The organism is Pseudomonas sp. W5-36 (assembly GCF_046540455.1).
Taxonomy (GTDB): Bacteria; Pseudomonadota; Gammaproteobacteria; order Pseudomonadales; family Pseudomonadaceae; genus Aquipseudomonas; species Aquipseudomonas graminis_B.
The window spans coordinates 193274-209139 of sequence record NZ_JAXCIQ010000002.1; the positions used below are offsets into that span (position 1 = coordinate 193274).

13 protein-coding genes are annotated in these 15866 nt (G+C 59.8%); 3 read left to right on the forward strand and 10 right to left on the reverse strand.

Annotation, left to right across the window (positions count from 1 at the left end; all coding sequences use genetic code 11):
- Nucleotides 1-119 precede the first annotated feature (119 nt).
- Nucleotides 120-2537, forward strand: coding sequence for a penicillin acylase family protein (locus SLW74_RS03690; RefSeq protein WP_410928163.1), 2418 nt, complete (start codon nt 120-122; stop codon nt 2535-2537).
- A gap of 250 nt (nt 2538-2787) precedes the next feature.
- On the opposite strand, the gene SLW74_RS03695 is transcribed toward SLW74_RS03690, so the two are convergent.
- The 7 genes from SLW74_RS03695 to SLW74_RS03725 all read right to left on the reverse strand — a co-directional run bounded on the left by SLW74_RS03695 (nt 2788) and on the right by SLW74_RS03725 (nt 11125).
- Nucleotides 2788-3678: an ABC transporter permease subunit gene (locus SLW74_RS03695; protein WP_410928164.1), complete on the reverse strand. Its 891-nt coding sequence runs from the start codon at nt 3676-3678 to the stop codon at nt 2788-2790.
- Nucleotides 3675-4595: an ABC transporter permease subunit gene (locus SLW74_RS03700; protein ID WP_065987357.1), complete on the reverse strand. Its 921-nt coding sequence runs from the start codon at nt 4593-4595 to the stop codon at nt 3675-3677. Before SLW74_RS03700 ends, SLW74_RS03695 begins: the two co-directional genes overlap by 4 nt.
- Nucleotides 4592-5734, reverse strand: a complete 1143-nt coding sequence (potA, locus tag SLW74_RS03705) for a polyamine ABC transporter ATP-binding protein (protein WP_065987358.1) — start codon at nt 5732-5734, stop codon at nt 4592-4594. Before potA ends, SLW74_RS03700 begins: the two co-directional genes overlap by 4 nt.
- 56 nt (nt 5735-5790) lie before the next feature.
- A complete protein-coding gene (locus SLW74_RS03710) occupies nt 5791-6885 on the reverse strand; it encodes a polyamine ABC transporter substrate-binding protein (RefSeq protein WP_065987359.1) in 1095 nt (364 codons plus the stop codon).
- Nucleotides 6886-7159: 274 nt separating this feature from the next.
- Entirely contained in the window at nt 7160-8257 is a 1098-nt protein-coding gene (locus tag SLW74_RS03715; protein ID WP_065987360.1) for a polyamine ABC transporter substrate-binding protein, read from the reverse strand.
- Between the two features lie 73 nt (nt 8258-8330).
- The gene (locus SLW74_RS03720) at nt 8331-9695 is read right to left on the reverse strand and encodes an aspartate aminotransferase family protein (RefSeq protein WP_410928165.1); all 1365 of its coding nucleotides are present in this window, start codon (nt 9693-9695) and stop codon (nt 8331-8333) included.
- A 71-nt stretch (nt 9696-9766) separates the two neighbouring features.
- On the reverse strand, nt 9767-11125 hold the full coding sequence (locus SLW74_RS03725) for a glutamine synthetase family protein (RefSeq protein ID WP_037016227.1): 1359 nt from the start codon (nt 11123-11125) through the stop codon (nt 9767-9769).
- Between the two features lie 651 nt (nt 11126-11776).
- Here SLW74_RS03725 and SLW74_RS03730 point away from each other — a divergent pair.
- Together SLW74_RS03730 and SLW74_RS03735 are read left to right on the forward strand one after the other, a co-directional pair.
- Nucleotides 11777-13153, forward strand: a complete 1377-nt coding sequence (locus tag SLW74_RS03730) for a glutamine synthetase family protein (RefSeq protein ID WP_065987362.1) — start codon at nt 11777-11779, stop codon at nt 13151-13153.
- 158 nt (nt 13154-13311) lie between these two features.
- Nucleotides 13312-13950: a TetR/AcrR family transcriptional regulator gene (locus SLW74_RS03735; RefSeq protein WP_296313786.1), complete on the forward strand. Its 639-nt coding sequence runs from the start codon at nt 13312-13314 to the stop codon at nt 13948-13950.
- 50 nt (nt 13951-14000) lie between these two features.
- On the opposite strand, the gene SLW74_RS03740 is transcribed toward SLW74_RS03735, so the two are convergent.
- Genes SLW74_RS03740 through ssuC form a run of 3 tightly spaced genes read right to left on the reverse strand, consistent with a single transcriptional unit; the run spans nt 14001 to nt 15862 of the window.
- Entirely contained in the window at nt 14001-14216 is a 216-nt protein-coding gene (locus tag SLW74_RS03740; protein WP_410928166.1) for a TOBE domain-containing protein, read from the reverse strand.
- Nucleotides 14217-14267: 51 nt separating this feature from the next.
- The gene (gene ssuB, locus SLW74_RS03745; protein ID WP_410928167.1) at nt 14268-15077 is read right to left on the reverse strand and encodes an aliphatic sulfonates ABC transporter ATP-binding protein; all 810 of its coding nucleotides are present in this window, start codon (nt 15075-15077) and stop codon (nt 14268-14270) included.
- Nucleotides 15074-15862 carry an aliphatic sulfonate ABC transporter permease SsuC gene (gene ssuC, locus SLW74_RS03750; RefSeq protein WP_410928168.1) on the reverse strand — a complete coding sequence of 263 codons (789 nt, stop codon included), beginning with the start codon at nt 15860-15862 and terminating at the stop codon, nt 15074-15076. Before ssuC ends, ssuB begins: the two co-directional genes overlap by 4 nt.
- Between the last annotated feature and the right edge of the window lie 4 nt (nt 15863-15866).

Here is a 15866-nt window from a genome sequence, read left to right on the forward strand (position 1 = left end):
CATCTGTCCGCAGCGGCGTGGCAAGTTGCGCCACTTAAATCCATGGGCGCTCCGTCTACCCAGTCGCGAGACAAATCTGTAGCCTGCAAAACCTTCCCGATTCTCATTTGAGCCCCCGGATGAAACGCAGCCTTTACGTCGTCGTCGCAGTGTTGGTGCTCATCGGGGGCGCAGGCGCGTGGTACATCCACGGCAAGCAGCCGGTCCGCGATGGCGAGATGAGCCTCACCGGGCTGCAGGCCCCGGTCACCGTGCGTTACGACGAGCGGGGCGTGCCGCATATTCGCGCCGACAATCAGGACGATCTGTACCGCGCGCTGGGCTACGTTCACGCTCAGGACCGCCTGTTCCAGATGGAAATCCTGCGCAGGCTGGCGCGCGGGGAGCTCGCTGAAGTCCTTGGCCCCAAGCTGGTCAACACCGACAAGCTGTTCCGCAGCCTGCGCATCCGCGAACACGCCGATGCCTACGTCGCGCGCCAAAATAAAAACACGCCGGCGTGGAAGGCGCTGCAGGCGTATCTGGACGGCATCAATCAATACCAGGCGACGCATCCCAAACCGATCGAGTTCGACGTGCTGGGCATTCGCGAGCGGCCGTTCACGGCGCAAGACACCCTCAGCGTCGGCGGGTATCTGGCGTACAGCTTCGCGGCCGCTTTTCGCACCGAGCCATTGATGACCTATGTGCGGGATCAACTGGGCCCGGAATACCTGAAAATCTTCGATCTGGACTGGCAGCCCAAAGGCGCGCTTGGGCAGTCTTCCGGGGGCAATCAAACGCCTGCGCTGACCGGCAACGACTGGGAAGGCCTCAATGACCTGGCGCTGCTCAGCCAGCAGGCACTGGAGAAAGCCGGCCTGCCGCAGTTCGAGGGTAGCAATGCCTGGGCGGTCTCCGGCAGCCGCACCCAGAGTGGCAAACCGCTGCTGGCGGGTGATCCGCACATTCGTTTCTCGGTACCGGCGGTCTGGTACGAAGCGCAGCTTACGGCGCCGGGCTTTGAGCTATACGGGCATTTTCAGGCGCTCAACCCCTTCGCCCTGCTCGGCCACAACCTGGACTTCGGCTGGAGCCTGACCATGTTCCAGAACGATGATCTGGACCTGATCGCCGAGAAAACCAACCCCGACAATCCCGATCAAGTCTGGTATCACGGGGCCTGGGTGGACATGACGTCCCGCACCGAACAGATCGAGGTCAAGGGCGAACCTCCCGTCACCCTGACCCTGCGGCAGTCACCCCACGGCCCAATCGTCAATGACGCGATGGGTGGCAATGGGGCGCGACAGCCGAGCGATACGCCGATTGCGATGTGGTGGTCGTTTCTCGAGTCGGACAACCCGATCCTCCAGGGCTTCTATGAAGCCAACCGCGCCGACACGCTGGACAAGATGCGCAGCGCCGCCGAGAAGATCCAGTCGCCGGGCCTGAACGTCGTTTACGCCAACGCCAGGGGTGATATCGGCTGGTGGGCTGCGGCACAGTTGCCCAGGCGGCCTGCGGGGGTCAATCCGACGTTCATTCTCGACGGCGCCTCCGAGCAGGCCGACAAGAACGGTTTCTACCCCTTCAGCGCCAACCCGCAGGAAGAGAACCCGACACGGGGTTATATCGTCTCGGCGAACTTCCAGCCGGTGTCGCCTACGGGGATGGAGATTCCGGGCTATTACAATCTCCCCGAACGCGGTCGTCAGCTGAATAACCAGCTGAGCGACGACAAGGTGAAATGGAATCTGGAGAACAGCAAGGCGCTGCAGCTCGGCACCCGGACGGACTACGCCGCACAGATGCTCACGCCGTTGATTCTGGTGCTGCGCCGGGTGGTGAGCGAGCCGGAGGAGCACGACTTGCTGGAGCGCATGGCGGCGTGGAACGGTGACTACTCCGTGGATTCGGTGGGGGCGACGCTGTTCAATCAGTTCCTGTTCAACCTGACCGATGAGGCTTTCCATGACGAGCTGAGCGACGGGCTATTCACCACGCTGCTGTCGACCCGCCTCATTGACCTGGCGCTGCCGCGACTGGCGGCCGACGCGAATTCGCCGTGGTGGAACAATCGCCATTCTCGAGAGCCCGAGAGCCGCGACAACACGGTGAAGGTCGCCTGGCATGCCGCGGTCTCGCATTTGAAATCGCTGTACGGGCAGAACCCGGATGAGTGGACGTGGGGCAAGGCGCACACGCTGACCCACGAACATCTGCTGGGCAAACAGCCGCCGCTGGACATGCTGTTCAATGTCGGGCCGTTCGCGGCGCCCGGTACACATGAGGTGCCGAACAACCTGTCAGCGAGCCTGGGCCCCGCGCCGTGGCCGGTCACTTACGGGCCATCGACGCGCCGCCTCATCGACTTCGCCGACCCGGCCCATGCTCTGGGCATTAACCCGGTGGGCCAGAGCGGCGTGCTGTTCGACAAGCACTACGCCGATCAGGCGCAACGCTACGTCAACGGCGAGTACGTGCCGGAGCGGTTCAGTGAAGGGGATGTGGCGGGCAACAGCAAAGAGGTATTGAGGTTAGTGCCGGGGCGTTAACCCCGTGTGAGTGATGATCGTCCCCACGCTCCGCGTGGGGATGCCGCCCGGGACGCTCCGCGTCCATCGCTGTGACGCGGAGCGTCAGGAGATGCATTCCCACGCAGAGCGTGGGAACGATCATTGATCCGGTGAGACCGGCTAGAGCCCCAACCTGTGGGACCGGCTTTAGCCGGGAAGGCGTAGTGCGTTACGCCGCAGATCCATAGCGCACGCACTGGCCTCTTCCCGGCTGAAGCCGGTCCTACTATCAAACCGACTCGACCACCTTCGCACGGCGTATGTCCGGCTGTTTCCAGCCGTCTGCTGCGGTTTCTTCGATGGCTTGCTGGATCGCGCGTTTGCGGTTGTTTTCCGCGCGGCGGCTGAAGAACCAGACCAGGAAGGTCGCAATCGACACCGCCAGCAGAATCAAGCTAGCGATCGCGTTGATCTCAGGCTTCACGCCCAGGCGCACTGCCGAGAACACTTCCATCGGCAGGGTTGTCGAGCCCGGGCCGGAGACGAAGCTCGCCAGCACCAGGTCGTCCAGCGACAGCGCGAAGGACATCATCGCCCCGGCTGCCAGCGATGGCGCGATCATCGGAATGGTGATCAAAAAGAACACCTTCCATGGCCGTGCACCCAGGTCCATTGCCGCCTCTTCGATGGACATGTCCAGCTCACGCAGACGCGCCGACACCACCACCGCCACATACGCCGCACAGAACGTCGTGTGAGCGATCCAGATGGTGACGATGCCACGCTCCTCGGGCCAGCCGAGCAACTGCGCCATCGCCACGAACAGCAGCAACAGCGACAGACCGGTGATCACTTCCGGCATCACCAGTGGCGCGGTGACCAGGCCGCCAAAGAACGTCTTGCCCTTGAAGCGGGTGATGCGCGTCAGCACGAACGCCGCCATGGTGCCCAGCGCCACGGCAGCGATTGACGTGTAGAGGGCGATTTCCAGCGAGCGCATGACCGCGCTCATCAATTGCGTGTTGTCGAGCAGCCCGACATACCACTTCACCGACCAGCCACCCCAGACCGTTACCAGCTTGGAGGCGTTGAACGAGTAGATCACCAGAATGACCATGGGCGCGTAGATGAAGATCAGGCCCAGCACCAACATCAGGTTCGAGAATCGGAAGCCTCTCATGCCTTGCCCTCCAGCTCTTTGGCCTGACTGCGGTTGAACAGAATGATCGGGACGATGAGGATCAACAGCATCACCACCGCCAGCGACGACGCTACCGGCCAGTCACGGTTGTTGAAGAATTCCTGCCACAGCACTTTACCGATCATCAGCGTCTCGGGGCCGCCCAGCAGTTCGGGGATGACGAACTCGCCCACCACCGGAATGAACACCAACATGCAGCCAGCGATGATGCCGTTCTTGGACAGGGGTACGGTGATCTTCCAGAAGCTGTTGAAGGTGCTCGAACCCAGGTCCGATGCGGCTTCCAGCAGACTTTGATCGTGCTTCACCAGATTCGCGTACAGCGGCAGGATCATGAACGGCAGATACGAATACACGACGCCGATGTACACCGCGAGATTGGTGTTCAGGATCTGCAACGGCTCGCTGATCACGCCCAGCCACATCAGGAAAGCGTTGAGCAGGCCGTTGTTGCTGAGGATGCCCATCCATGCGTAGACGCGGATCAGGATCGCGGTCCAGGTCGGCATCATGATCAACAGCAGCAACACCGTCTGTATTTCTTTGCGGGCGATGGAGATGCCGTACGCCATCGGATAGCCGATCAACAGGCACAACACCGTGCTGATGAAGGCCATCTTCAGCGAACCCAGGTACGCCGAGATGTACAGGTCGTCACTGGTCAGCAGCGCGTAGTTGGCGAAGTTGAGCACGATGTCGAGCTTCTGCTCGACGAAGGTGAAGATCTCGGTGTACGGCGGAATCGCTACATCGGCTTCAGCGAAGCTGATCTTGATAACGATCAGAAACGGCAGCGCGAAAAACAGAAACAGCCAAAGGAACGGCACGCCGATAACGGCTTGGCGCCCGGTGGGTTTTATTCGATTGAAAGCCCGTTTTATTTTTCGGATTTTCATGAGCGCAATACCACGCCGCTGTCGTCTTCCCACCAGACGAAGACTTCGTCGTCCCAGGTCGGCCGTGTGCCCTGGCGCTCGGCGTTGGCGACAAACGACTGCACCAGCTTGCCCGACGGCAGCTTCACATAGAACACCGAGTGACCGCCCAGATAGGCGATGTCGTGTACCTTGCCCCGGGACCAGTTGTGCTCGAATGACGGCTGTTCGGTGGTCACCAGCAGCTTTTCGGGACGCAGGGCGTAGGTAATGCGCTTGTCTTCCACTGACGTGGTGACGCCGTGGCCGACGTAGATCTTGCGCTCCAGCTCAGGGCTGCTGATCAGGGCGTGGCCTTCCATGTCTTCGATGACTTCACCGTCGAACAGGTTGACGTTACCGATGAACTCGCACACCAGGCGGCTGGTCGGCGTTTCGTAGATATCAATTGGGCTGCCGATCTGCGCGATCCAGCCCAGGTGCATGATCGCGATGCGCTCGGCCATGGTCATGGCCTCTTCCTGGTCGTGGGTCACCATCACGCAGGTCACGCCGACGCGCTCGATGATTTCCACCAATTCCAGCTGCATCTGCGAACGCAGTTTTTTGTCCAGCGCGCCCATGGGCTCGTCGAGCAGCAGCAGTTTCGGCTTCTTCGCCAGCGAACGCGCCAGTGCCACACGCTGACGCTGACCGCCGGACAACTGATGCGGCTTGCGCTTGGCGTACTGGGTCATCTGCACCAGTTTGAGCATCTCGGCGACCCGCGCTTCGATCTCGGCCTTGGGCAGTTTGTCCTGCTGCAGACCGAAAGCGATGTTCTGTGCCACAGTCATGTGCGGAAACAACGCGTAGGACTGGAACATCATGTTGATCGGACGTTCGTACGGCGGCATGTCGGTGATGTCGACGCCGTCGAGGTAAATGCGCCCTTCGGTCGGGCGTTCGAAGCCGGCAAGCATGCGCAGCAGGGTCGATTTCCCCGAGCCGGAGCCGCCGAGCAGGGCAAAAATTTCACCCTTGTTGATCTGCAGAGACACGTCGTCCACAGCAATCGTCTCATCGAACTTCTTCGTGACCCGATCGATTTTGACCAGCACCTGTTTCGGTTGCTGACCACCCTCAAGGGATTTCTTGTAGGCGCCGGAGGCAACTGCCATGGGTGAAACTCCCAACTGTTTTTGCGCCCGGCCAATGGGGTCGGGCGCCAAGGTCTTTATTTACCGGTTTTGATCTTCGTCCAGCTGCGCGTCATGATGCGCTGGATCTTGGGCGGCAGCTCGGAGTTGACGTACAGGCGCGCCTGTATGTCCTTCGAAGGATAAACCGCCTCGTCGTTGCGAATGTCCTGATCCATCAAAGCGCCCGAAGCCGGGTTCGGGTTGGCGTAACCCACCTGGTCACTGACCTTGGCGATCACGTCGGGTTTGAGGATGTAGTTGATAAACGCATGAGCGGCCTTCACGTCCGGCGCATCCGAAGGAATGGCGAGCATGTCGAACCACAGGTTGCCGCCCTCTTTCGGGATCGAGTAGGCAATCTTGACGCCCTTGCCGGCTTCTGCGGCACGGGCCTTGGCCTGGAAGACGTCACCGGAGAAACCGGCCGCGATGCAGATGTCGCCGTTGGCCAGGTCAGTGATGTACTTGGACGAGTTGAAATAGGTCACGTACGGGCGGACCTTGAGCAGCTTGGCTTCGGCCGCCTTGTAGTCTTTCTCGTCGGTGCTGTTCGGATTCATACCCATGTAGTTGAGGACTGCGGGCAGCATCTCGTCAGCCGAGTCGAGGAACGCGACGCCACATTTCTGCAGCTTCTTGATGTTCTCGGGCTCGAACAGCGTGGCCCAGGAATCGATGGTGTCGACGCCCAGCACTTCCTTGATCTTGTCGACGTTGTAGCCGATGCCGTTGGTGCCCCACAGGTACGGCACGGCGTACTGGTTGCCCGGGTCGTTCTTCTCCAGGCGCTTGAGCAGTTCCGGGTCGAGGTTGGCGTAGTTGGGCAGCTGCGATTTGTCGAGCTTCTGAAACGCCCCGGCCTTGATCTGTTTGCCGAGGAAGTGATTGGACGGCACAACCACGTCATACCCGGTGTGGCCCGCCAGCAGCTTGCCTTCCAGGGTTTCGTTGGAGTCGAAGACGTCGTACTTGGTCTTGATCCCGGTGCTGGACGTGAAGTCCTCCAGCGTTGTGGTGCCGATGTAATCGGACCAGTTATAAATGCGAACGGTGGAATCCGCGTAGGCACCGGCAGCGAGCGTAAGCCCGGCCCCGAGTAGCAAGCCTTTTGAAAATAAAGAAATAGACACGTGTGCAGTCCTTTTTTAGTAGGTGGGCCTGTTGCCCGTACCGATGACAGTGACGACTGCCTGTGACACATCCGGCGCGCAACTTACCTTCGATAAACCCTTCTCGCAAAAAAACTTTTTGTGACGCGGGTGTCATGACGGCTGACGCAACCTGTAGGAGTGAGCTTGCTCGCGATTGCGGTGTGTCAGCCCTGCATTCATTTGAAGCAGTCAGCATTTGCGAGCAAGCTCGCTCCCACGGGTGCGCCGTACAGGACGACGCACCCGGTCAGGCTTATTTACCCGATTTGATGTTGGTCCAGCTGCGGGTCATCAGGCGTTGAGTCGCAGCCGGCAAGTCGGCGATCGCGTACAACTTGGCCAGAACGTCCGCTGGCGGGTATACGCCCGGGTCAGACGTGATGTCCTTGTCGACGAACTCGGTGGCCGCCTTGTTGCCGTTCGGGAAGTGAACGGAGTTGGTGATTTCAGCCATTACCTTCGGTTGCAGGATGAAGTTCATGAACTTGTAGGCGCCTTCGACGTTTTCGGCATCTTTCGGGATGGCGACCATGTCGTAGAAGCTGCCTGCACCTTCCTTCGGAATGTTGTAGCTGACTTTGACCTTGCCGCCCGCTTCTTCAGCGCGCGCCTTGGCCTGGTAGATGTCACCCGAGTAACCCACGGCGACGCAGATGTTGCCGTTGGCCAGGTCCGAGATGTACTTGGACGAGTGGAAGTAGGTGATCGAAGGACGAATCTTCTTGAACAGATCCTCGGCCTTCTGCAGGTCTTCCTTCTTCTGACTGTCGGTCGGCAGGCCCAGGTAATGCAGCGCCACTGGCAGCATTTCGGTTGGCGAGTCCAGGAAGCTGATTCCGCAGCCTTTCAGCTTGGCAGCGTTTTCCGGCTTGAACAGCAGGTCCCACGAGTTGACCGGTGCATCAGCGCCCAAGGCAGCTTTGACCTTTTCAGCGTTATAGCCGATGCCGATCGAGCCCCACATGTACGGGAATGCGTGCTTGTTGTCCGGGTCGCTGATCGACACAGCTTTCAACAAGGCAGGGTCGAGGTTTTTGTAATTTGGCAGCTTGGACTTGTCCAGCTCCTGGTAGACGCCGGCCTTGATCTGCTTGGCCAGGAAGTTGTTCGACGGTACGACGATGTCGTAACCCGACTTACCGGCCAGCAACTTGGCTTCCAGGGTCTCGTTGCTGTCAAACACGTCGTACACCACTTTGATGCCCGACTCTTTCTCGAAATCGGCGATGGTGTTGGGTGCGATGTAATCGGACCAGTTATAGACGTGCAGGACTTTGTCATCGGCGTGTGCAGCGGCGGCCACTGCGCCCATGAGGGACAAGGCCAGGAGGGTTTTGCCAAATTTCTTCATTCGTACGGCTCCAGTGTTTTTTATGTAAGCGGCGTCTAGACGGCGGACAGTCTGGCAATTTCCCGATAAAAATTCAGCCCTGCAATGACTCAAGCGTCAGGTCCAGGCACTTGCGCGCCTTTTCAATCAGCTCGTCGATCTCGGCGGAGGTAATCACCAGCGGCGGCGAGATGATCATGGTGTCGCCCACGGCCCGCATGATCAGGCCATTGTTGAAGCAAAAAGTGCGGCAAATCATGCCTGCTCCTTTGCCGACATAGCGCTCCCGAGTGGCCTTGTCCTTCACCAGTTCGATAGCGCCCAGCATGCCGACGCCCCGCACCTCACCCACCAGCGGGTGATCGCTCAGCTCGCGCAGACGCTTTTGCAAATAGGGTGCCGTTTGAGACTTCACCCGTTCGACGATCTTTTCTTCACTCAGAATGCGAATGTTCTCCAGCCCCACGGCTGCTGCCACCGGGTGACCGGAGTAGGTGAAACCGTGGTTGAAGTCGCCGCCCTCGTTCAGCACCTTGACCACTTCGTCGCGCACGATGACGCCACCCATGGGGATGTAGCCGGAGGTCAGGCCTTTGGCAATGGTCATGAGGTCAGGCTTGAGGTCGTAGAAGTCGCTGCCGAACCATTCGCCGGTGCGGCCAAAGCCACAGATGACTTCGTCGGCCACAAAGAGGATGTCGTATTTGGCCAGGATCTCTTTGATCTTCGGCCAGTAGGTGTCGGGCGGAACGATGACTCCGCCGGCGCCCTGAATCGGCTCGGCGATAAATGCGCCGACATTGTCCACGCCCAGTTCGAGAATCTTCTTCTCCAGCTGTTCGGCCGCCCAGACGCCGAACTCGTCGGGGGTCATGTCGCCGCCTTCACCGAACCAGTAAGGCTGCGGAATGTGCACGATGCCCGGAATCGGCAAATCGCCCTGCTCGTGCATGTAGGTCATGCCGCCCAGGCTCGCGCCGGCGACGGTCGAGCCGTGGTAACCGTTGACGCGGCTGATGATGACCTTCTTGCTCGGCTGGCCCTTGATCGCCCAGTAGTGACGCACCAGACGCAGCACCGTGTCGTTGCCTTCGGAGCCTGAACCGGTGAAGAACACGTGGTTCATGCCCTCGGGGGCAATGTCGGAAATGGCCTTGGCCAGTTGCAGTGCCGGCGGGTGAGCGGTCTGGAAGAACAGGTTGTAATAGGGCAGTTCGCGCATCTGCTTGCTGGCAGCATCCGCCAGTTCTTCGCGACCGTACCCGATAGCAACACACCAGAGCCCGGCCATGCCGTCGAGGATCTTGTTGCCTTCGCTGTCCCAGAGGTAAACGCCCTTGGCGTGGGTGATGATGCGCGGGCCTTTCTCTTTCAACTGCTTGAAATCGCTGAACGGCGCCAGGTGATGATCACTGCTGAGGGCTTGCCATTCGCGGGTTTGCGGGTTGTTGGAACTCATGAATCACTCCATTGTGGTATCGCGTGTGGAGCGCCGTCGACTCACTGGGAGTCCGGCGACGCCCCGGGACGTCAGACGGCAAAGAGCAGGAATTCCCGCTCCCACGAACTGATCACACGCTTGAAGTTCTCGTGCTCGGCACGCTTGACCGCGACGTAGCCGGTGATGAATTTCTTGCCGAGGTACTTCTCGACCGTCTTGCTGTTTTCCATGCGCTCCAGCGCGTCTTCGATGGTCAACGGCAAGCGCAGGTTGCGGCGTTCGTAACCACGACCGACCACGGGAGCACTGGGGTTGAGGCCCTCGACCATGCCGATGAAACCGCACAACAGGCTGGCGGCGATGGCCAGATACGGATTGGCATCGGCGCCAGGCAGACGGTTTTCCACGCGACGGTTCTGCGGGCCGGCATCCGGCACACGCAGGCCAACGGTGCGGTTTTCTTCGCCCCACTCCACGTTTACCGGCGCAGAGGTGTCCGGCAGGAAGCGGCGGAACGAGTTGACGTTGGGCGCGAACAGCGGCAACAGCTCGGGGATCAGCTTCTGCAGTCCACCGATGTGCTGCAGGAACAGCTGACTCATCGTGCCGTCTTCATTGGAGAAGATGTTTTTGCCGGTCTCGATGTCGATGATGCTCTGGTGCAAGTGCATGGCGCTGCCGGGCTCGCCGGTCATGGGCTTGGCCATAAAGGTCGCGGCCACATCGTGCTTGAGGGCGGCTTCGCGCATGGTGCGTTTGAACACCAGAATCTGGTCCGCCAGAGACAGGGCGTCGCCGTGACGGAAGTTGATCTCCATCTGCGCCGTGCCGTCTTCGTGAATCAGCGTGTCCAGGTCGAGGTTCTGCAGTTCACACCAGTCGTAGACGTCTTCGAACAGCGGGTCGAATTCGTTGGCGGCCTCGATCGAGAACGACTGACGACCGGTTTCCGGACGACCCGAGCGACCCACCGGTGGCTGCAGCGGGTAGTCGGGGTCGTCGCTGCGCTTGGTCAGATAGAACTCCATCTCCGGCGCAACGATCGGCTGCCAGCCTTGGTCGGCATAGAGCTTGAGCACTTTCTTGAGGACGTTGCGCGGGGACAGCTCGATGGGGTTGCCTTGCTTGTCGTAGGTGTCGTGAATCACCTGCGCAGTCGGCTCGATGGCCCAGGGCACCAGAAACACCGCGCTCTGGTCAGGACGGCAAAACATGTCGATGTCTGCGGGGTCCAGCAATTCGTAGTAGATGTCGTCTTCGACGTAATCGCCCGTCACGGTCTGGAGCAATACACTTTCCGGCAAGCGCATGCCCTTCTCGGCAATGAACTTGTTGGTCGGTGAAATCTTGCCCCGTGTGATACCGGTGAGGTCGGCGATCATGCACTCGACTTCGGTAATCCTGTGTTCTTTCAACCAATCGGTGAGCTGGTCGAGGTTGGTACTCATAAATACCTCAGGGTTTTAATTCCTGGTCGCCGTCATGGCGGTCAGGCGTTCTTTGAAGCGCTGGCGTCAGGGTGTCGCATATTGAATTCAGGCATCGCCAAATGCCTGGAAGACTCAAAGATAGTCGTGCTTGTGCAAAACGCGCGGTCGCGGATGCCGCAGACAGCCTGGGCCGGGTCAGTCAGCCGAAGCAAAAGACGCGCCCGGTGGAATGGGGGCGTGGATAAAGAGTAAGGTGTCGAGGTGCCACGCAGAGACACGCGCAGCGCCCGCCGCGCTGGCTGGACCGCTACACTGAAAGCGTATGAAGTGAAAAGCCGGTGCCCGAATGGCTGAGTGCAGGCGGTAAGGCCGATCAGCGGAAGGCGAAGCATGGGACCCTCGGTATTATTGCTGTTATGGGTTGCAATCGAGCTTAGCGTTGTTCATTTTTTTCCACAACACGCCCGTAAAAAATAAAACACGCCCTGCTCAAACCCGCAGTTTGCATCACGTTAGGTGCGTCACATTTGCCCTAAAGTGCGGCAAAAATGGCTTTTTGGCGCCCTTTTAGGGCAAATCAGGGCTCCCTTGACTTCGTCTGGCCTTTCGGATTGACTGAAACCCGTAATGCTCGATGATTGATATTTTCAACAACAAAGGTGTTGCATCATGTCGGTACCCCCGCGTGCCGTTCAGCTCAACGAAGCGAACGCGTTCCTTAAGGAACATCCTGAGGTTCTATACGTTGACCTTCTGATTGCAGATATGAATGGAGTGGTGCGCGGCAAGCGCATCGAACGCACCAGCCTTCATAAGGTTTACGAGAAAGGCATCAACCTCCCAGCTTCCCTATTCGCACTGGATATCAACGGCTCGACGGTGGAAAGCACCGGTCTGGGTCTGGACATCGGCGACGCTGACCGAATCTGCTATCCAATCCCCGACACTCTCTGCAATGAGCCCTGGCAGAAGCGTCCTACCGCACAACTTCTGATGACCATGCACGAGCTGGAAGGCACGCCCTTCTTTGCCGATCCGCGCGAAGTGCTGCGCCAGGTTGTCAGCAAGTTCGACGAGATGGGCCTGACCATCTGCGCTGCATTCGAGCTTGAGTTCTACCTGATCGATCAGGAAAACGTGAACGGCCGCCCGCAACCGCCGCGCTCGCCTATTTCCGGCAAACGTCCGCACTCGACACAGGTTTACCTGATCGACGATCTGGACGAGTACGTCGACTGCCTCCAGGACATTCTGGAAGGTGCGAAAGAGCAAGGCATCCCTGCCGACGCGATCGTCAAGGAAAGTGCTCCGGCGCAGTTCGAAGTGAACCTGCACCACACCGCCGACGCGCTGAAAGCCTGTGATTACGCGGTGCTGCTCAAGCGCCTGATCAAGAACATCGCCTACGACCATGAGATGGACACCACCTTCATGGCCAAGCCTTATCCAGGCCAGGCAGGCAACGGTTTGCACGTGCACATTTCGATCCTTGATCGTGATGGCAAAAACATCTTCACCAGTGAGGATCCCGAGCAGAACGCCGCATTGCGTCATGCGATCGGCGGTGTGCTCGAGACCCTACCCGCGCAGATGGCGTTCCTTTGCCCGAACGTCAATTCGTACCGCCGGTTTGGTGCTCAATTCTACGTTCCGAACTCGCCGTGCTGGGGTCTGGACAACCGGACCGTGGCCGTGCGCGTACCGACCGGTACCGCCGATTCGGTACGTATTGAACACCGGGTTGCCGGTGCGGATGCCAACCCGTATCTGCTGATGGCATCGGTGCTGGCAGGCATTCACCATGGCCTGACCAACCAGATCGAGCCCGGCCCTCCCGTGGAAGGCAACTCCTACGAGCAGAACGAGCAGAGCCTGCCGAACAACCTGCGTGATGCACTGCGCGAGCTGGACGACAGCGAAGTCATGGCCAAGTACATCGATCCGAAGTACATCGATATCTTCGTTGCGTGCAAGGAAAGTGAGCTGGAGGAGTTCGAGCACTCCATCTCTGACCTCGAGTACAACTGGTATCTGCACACGGTTTGATGGCTGCACGGGTTAAGAAAACGCCACCTTTTCGAGAGAATCGGTGGCGTTTTTCATTCATGAGTTGCGCGGACACCCTGTGGGACCGGCTTCAGCCGGGAAGGCAATCTCCCGGCTGCCACTGTAGAATGCCCGCGCCACCGACCGAGAGAGCGCCGATGACCCGCCTTGCCCCGCCCCGCAAACCTCGTGCACGCAGTCAGGCGCGGATCGACTCGATCCTCGATGCCGCACGTGCGCTGCTGGCCTCGGACGGCGTGGCGAGCCTCTCCATCTACAGCGTCGCCGAGCGCGCCGAAATACCGCCTTCTTCCGTGTATCACTTCTTCGCCAGCGTTCCCGCGCTGCTCGAAGCGCTGACGGCCGATGTCCACGAGGCCTTTCGCGAAAGCCTGCAGCAGCCCATCGATCATGATCGGTTGAATCAGTGGCGTGACCTGTCGCACGTGGTGGAATCGCGCATGCTCGCGATTTACAGCGACGACGCCGCCGCACGGCAGTTGATCCTCGCCCAGCACGGTCTGACCGAAGTCACCCAGGCGGATCGTCAGCACGACATTGAACTGGGCAACCTCATGCATGAGCTGTTCGCCCGGCATTTCCAACTGCCGACGCTGCCCGATGATGTTGAGGTGTTCGCCTTGGCGCTGGAACTTGCGGATCGGGTGTACGCGCGCTCGGTGCAACTGCACAACGCGATTACCCCGCGCATGGCCGAGGAAGGATTGCGGGTGTTTGATGCGTATCTGGGTTTGTACCTGCCGCCGTATTTGCCGAAGCGCTCAATAGAGCAATAACGTGCATCCATTGAGCGCTGCGTAGGAGCGCGCTTGCGATTCAGCATCGATCACAACTTGGCGATCGACACCTCGGTGGACTTCACGAAGGCGATCACTTGGCTGCCGACTACCAGTTCCAGCTCTTTCACGGAGCGGGTGGTGATGACGGAAGTGACGACGCCCGAAGCGGTTTGCACGTCGATCTCGGACAGCACGTCGCCGGTGACGATTTCCTTGATGGTGCCTTTGAACTGGTTACGCACGTTGATGGCTTTGATAGTCATGGTAAGGCTTCCTTTGTGAGATCAGTTCCGGGGGCGTGATTGCCTCTGGAGTTAGTTGGCCCAACGCAATTGCGTGGGCAGCGGTGAAGTCGGTTCGGGGTCGGGCGGGTTGCCGGGCAGCGACAACACGCGGTTGAGCACATCGGTTTCCAGCGCGGCCAGTCGGTAGGAGCCGCGCGCCCTCGGACGGGCCAGATCAACCTGTAAATCAAGACCGATGCGGCCTTCTTCGATCAGCAAGACCCGGTCGGCAATGGCGACCGCCTCGCTGACATCGTGGGTCACCAGCAGTACGGTGAAGCCGTGTTTCTTCCACAGGTTTTCGATCAGCTGCTGCATCTCGATTCGGGTCAGGGCATCCAGCGCACCAAGGGGCTCGTCGAGCAGCAACAAGCGTGGCTGGTGAATCAGCGCACGGGCCAGCGCCACACGTTGTTTTTGCCCACCCGATAACGCCGCCGGCCATTCATTGGCGCGCTCCACCAAACCCACTGCCTCCAGCGCTTCCAGTGCTTTGCCGCGCCAGTCGCCGGTGAGGCCAAGGCCCACGTTGTCGATGATCTTTTTCCAGGGCAGCAAGCGCGCCTCCTGGAACATCAGTCGCGTGTCTTCCCGCGCATCCGACAGCGAGCCGTTACCGGCCAGCAATTGGCCGCTCGATGGCTGATCGAGGCCCGCCAGCAGGCGCAGCAAGGTGCTCTTGCCGCAACCGCTTCGGCCCACGACGGCGACGAACTGCCCGGCCGGGATGTGCAGATCGATGTCTTTCAATACCTCCCGCGAGCCGAAGGTCTTCTTGAGCTTGCGGACCTGCAAGGGAATCCCGCGCAACAGGTTTGCCGGTTGTTGGAGATTGCTCATTGCGCACCACCTTTAACCACTTGATACGCCGGGTGCCAACGCAGGCAGACCCGTTCCAGACCACGCGCCGCGAGGTCTGCCAGTTTGCCGAGGACGGCGTAAAGCACGATTGCCAGCACTACGACGTCGGTCTGTAGAAACTCCCGGGCGTTCATCGCCAGATACCCGATGCCGGAGCTGGCCGAGATGGTTTCCGCAACGATCAGCGTCAACCACATGAAGCCCAGCGCAAACCGCACGCCGACCAGAATCGAAGGCATCGCGCCCGGCAGAATCACATAGCGGAACAGCCCGAAGCCGCTCAAACCGTAGCTGCGGGACATTTCCACCAGCGCCGGGTCGATGTTGCGAATGCCGTGATAGGTGTTCAGGTAAATCGGAAACAGCGTGCCCAGCGCGACCAAAAATATCTTCGCGGTCTCGTCGATGCCGAACCACAGGATGACCAGCGGAATCAGCGCCAGATGGGGCACGTTGCGGATCATCTGCACAGAGCTGTCGAGCAGGCGCTCGCCCCATTTCGACAGCCCGGTGATGAAGCCGAGCGCCAAACCAATCCCGCCGCCGATGGCAAAGCCGATACCGGCACGCCAGCCACTGATCGCCAGATGGGTCCAGATTTCGCCGCTGCGTACCAACGTAACGCCGGCCTCAATCACAGCGCTAGGCGCCGGCAGAATGCGGGTTGACAGCCAGCCCGCGCTGACCGCCAGTTGCCATATCGCCAACAGCAGGACCGGTAGCAACCAGGGCGCCAGTCTGTGGGTGATTCTTTCCACGCTCATGGAG

What these genes read in the sequence shown, in the direction of transcription:
- SLW74_RS03690 (WP_410928163.1), top strand. Translation starts at nt 120, where the DNA reads ATGAAACGCAGCCTTTACGTCGTCGTCGCAGTGTTGGTGCTCATCGGG.
- SLW74_RS03695 (WP_410928164.1), bottom strand. Translation starts at nt 3,678, where the DNA reads ATGAGAGGCTTCCGATTCTCGAACCTGATGTTGGTGCTGGGCCTGATC.
- SLW74_RS03700 (WP_065987357.1), bottom strand. Translation starts at nt 4,595, where the DNA reads ATGAAAATCCGAAAAATAAAACGGGCTTTCAATCGAATAAAACCCACC.
- potA (WP_065987358.1), bottom strand. Translation starts at nt 5,734, where the DNA reads ATGGCAGTTGCCTCCGGCGCCTACAAGAAATCCCTTGAGGGTGGTCAG.
- SLW74_RS03715 (WP_065987360.1), bottom strand. Translation starts at nt 8,257, where the DNA reads ATGAAGAAATTTGGCAAAACCCTCCTGGCCTTGTCCCTCATGGGCGCA.
- SLW74_RS03720 (WP_410928165.1), bottom strand. Translation starts at nt 9,695, where the DNA reads ATGAGTTCCAACAACCCGCAAACCCGCGAATGGCAAGCCCTCAGCAGT.
- SLW74_RS03725 (WP_037016227.1), bottom strand. Translation starts at nt 11,125, where the DNA reads ATGAGTACCAACCTCGACCAGCTCACCGATTGGTTGAAAGAACACAGG.
- SLW74_RS03730 (WP_065987362.1), top strand. Translation starts at nt 11,777, where the DNA reads ATGTCGGTACCCCCGCGTGCCGTTCAGCTCAACGAAGCGAACGCGTTC.
- SLW74_RS03735 (WP_296313786.1), top strand. Translation starts at nt 13,312, where the DNA reads ATGACCCGCCTTGCCCCGCCCCGCAAACCTCGTGCACGCAGTCAGGCG.
- SLW74_RS03740 (WP_410928166.1), bottom strand. Translation starts at nt 14,216, where the DNA reads ATGACTATCAAAGCCATCAACGTGCGTAACCAGTTCAAAGGCACCATC.
- ssuB (WP_410928167.1), bottom strand. Translation starts at nt 15,077, where the DNA reads ATGAGCAATCTCCAACAACCGGCAAACCTGTTGCGCGGGATTCCCTTG.
- ssuC (WP_410928168.1), bottom strand. Translation starts at nt 15,862, where the DNA reads ATGAGCGTGGAAAGAATCACCCACAGACTGGCGCCCTGGTTGCTACCG.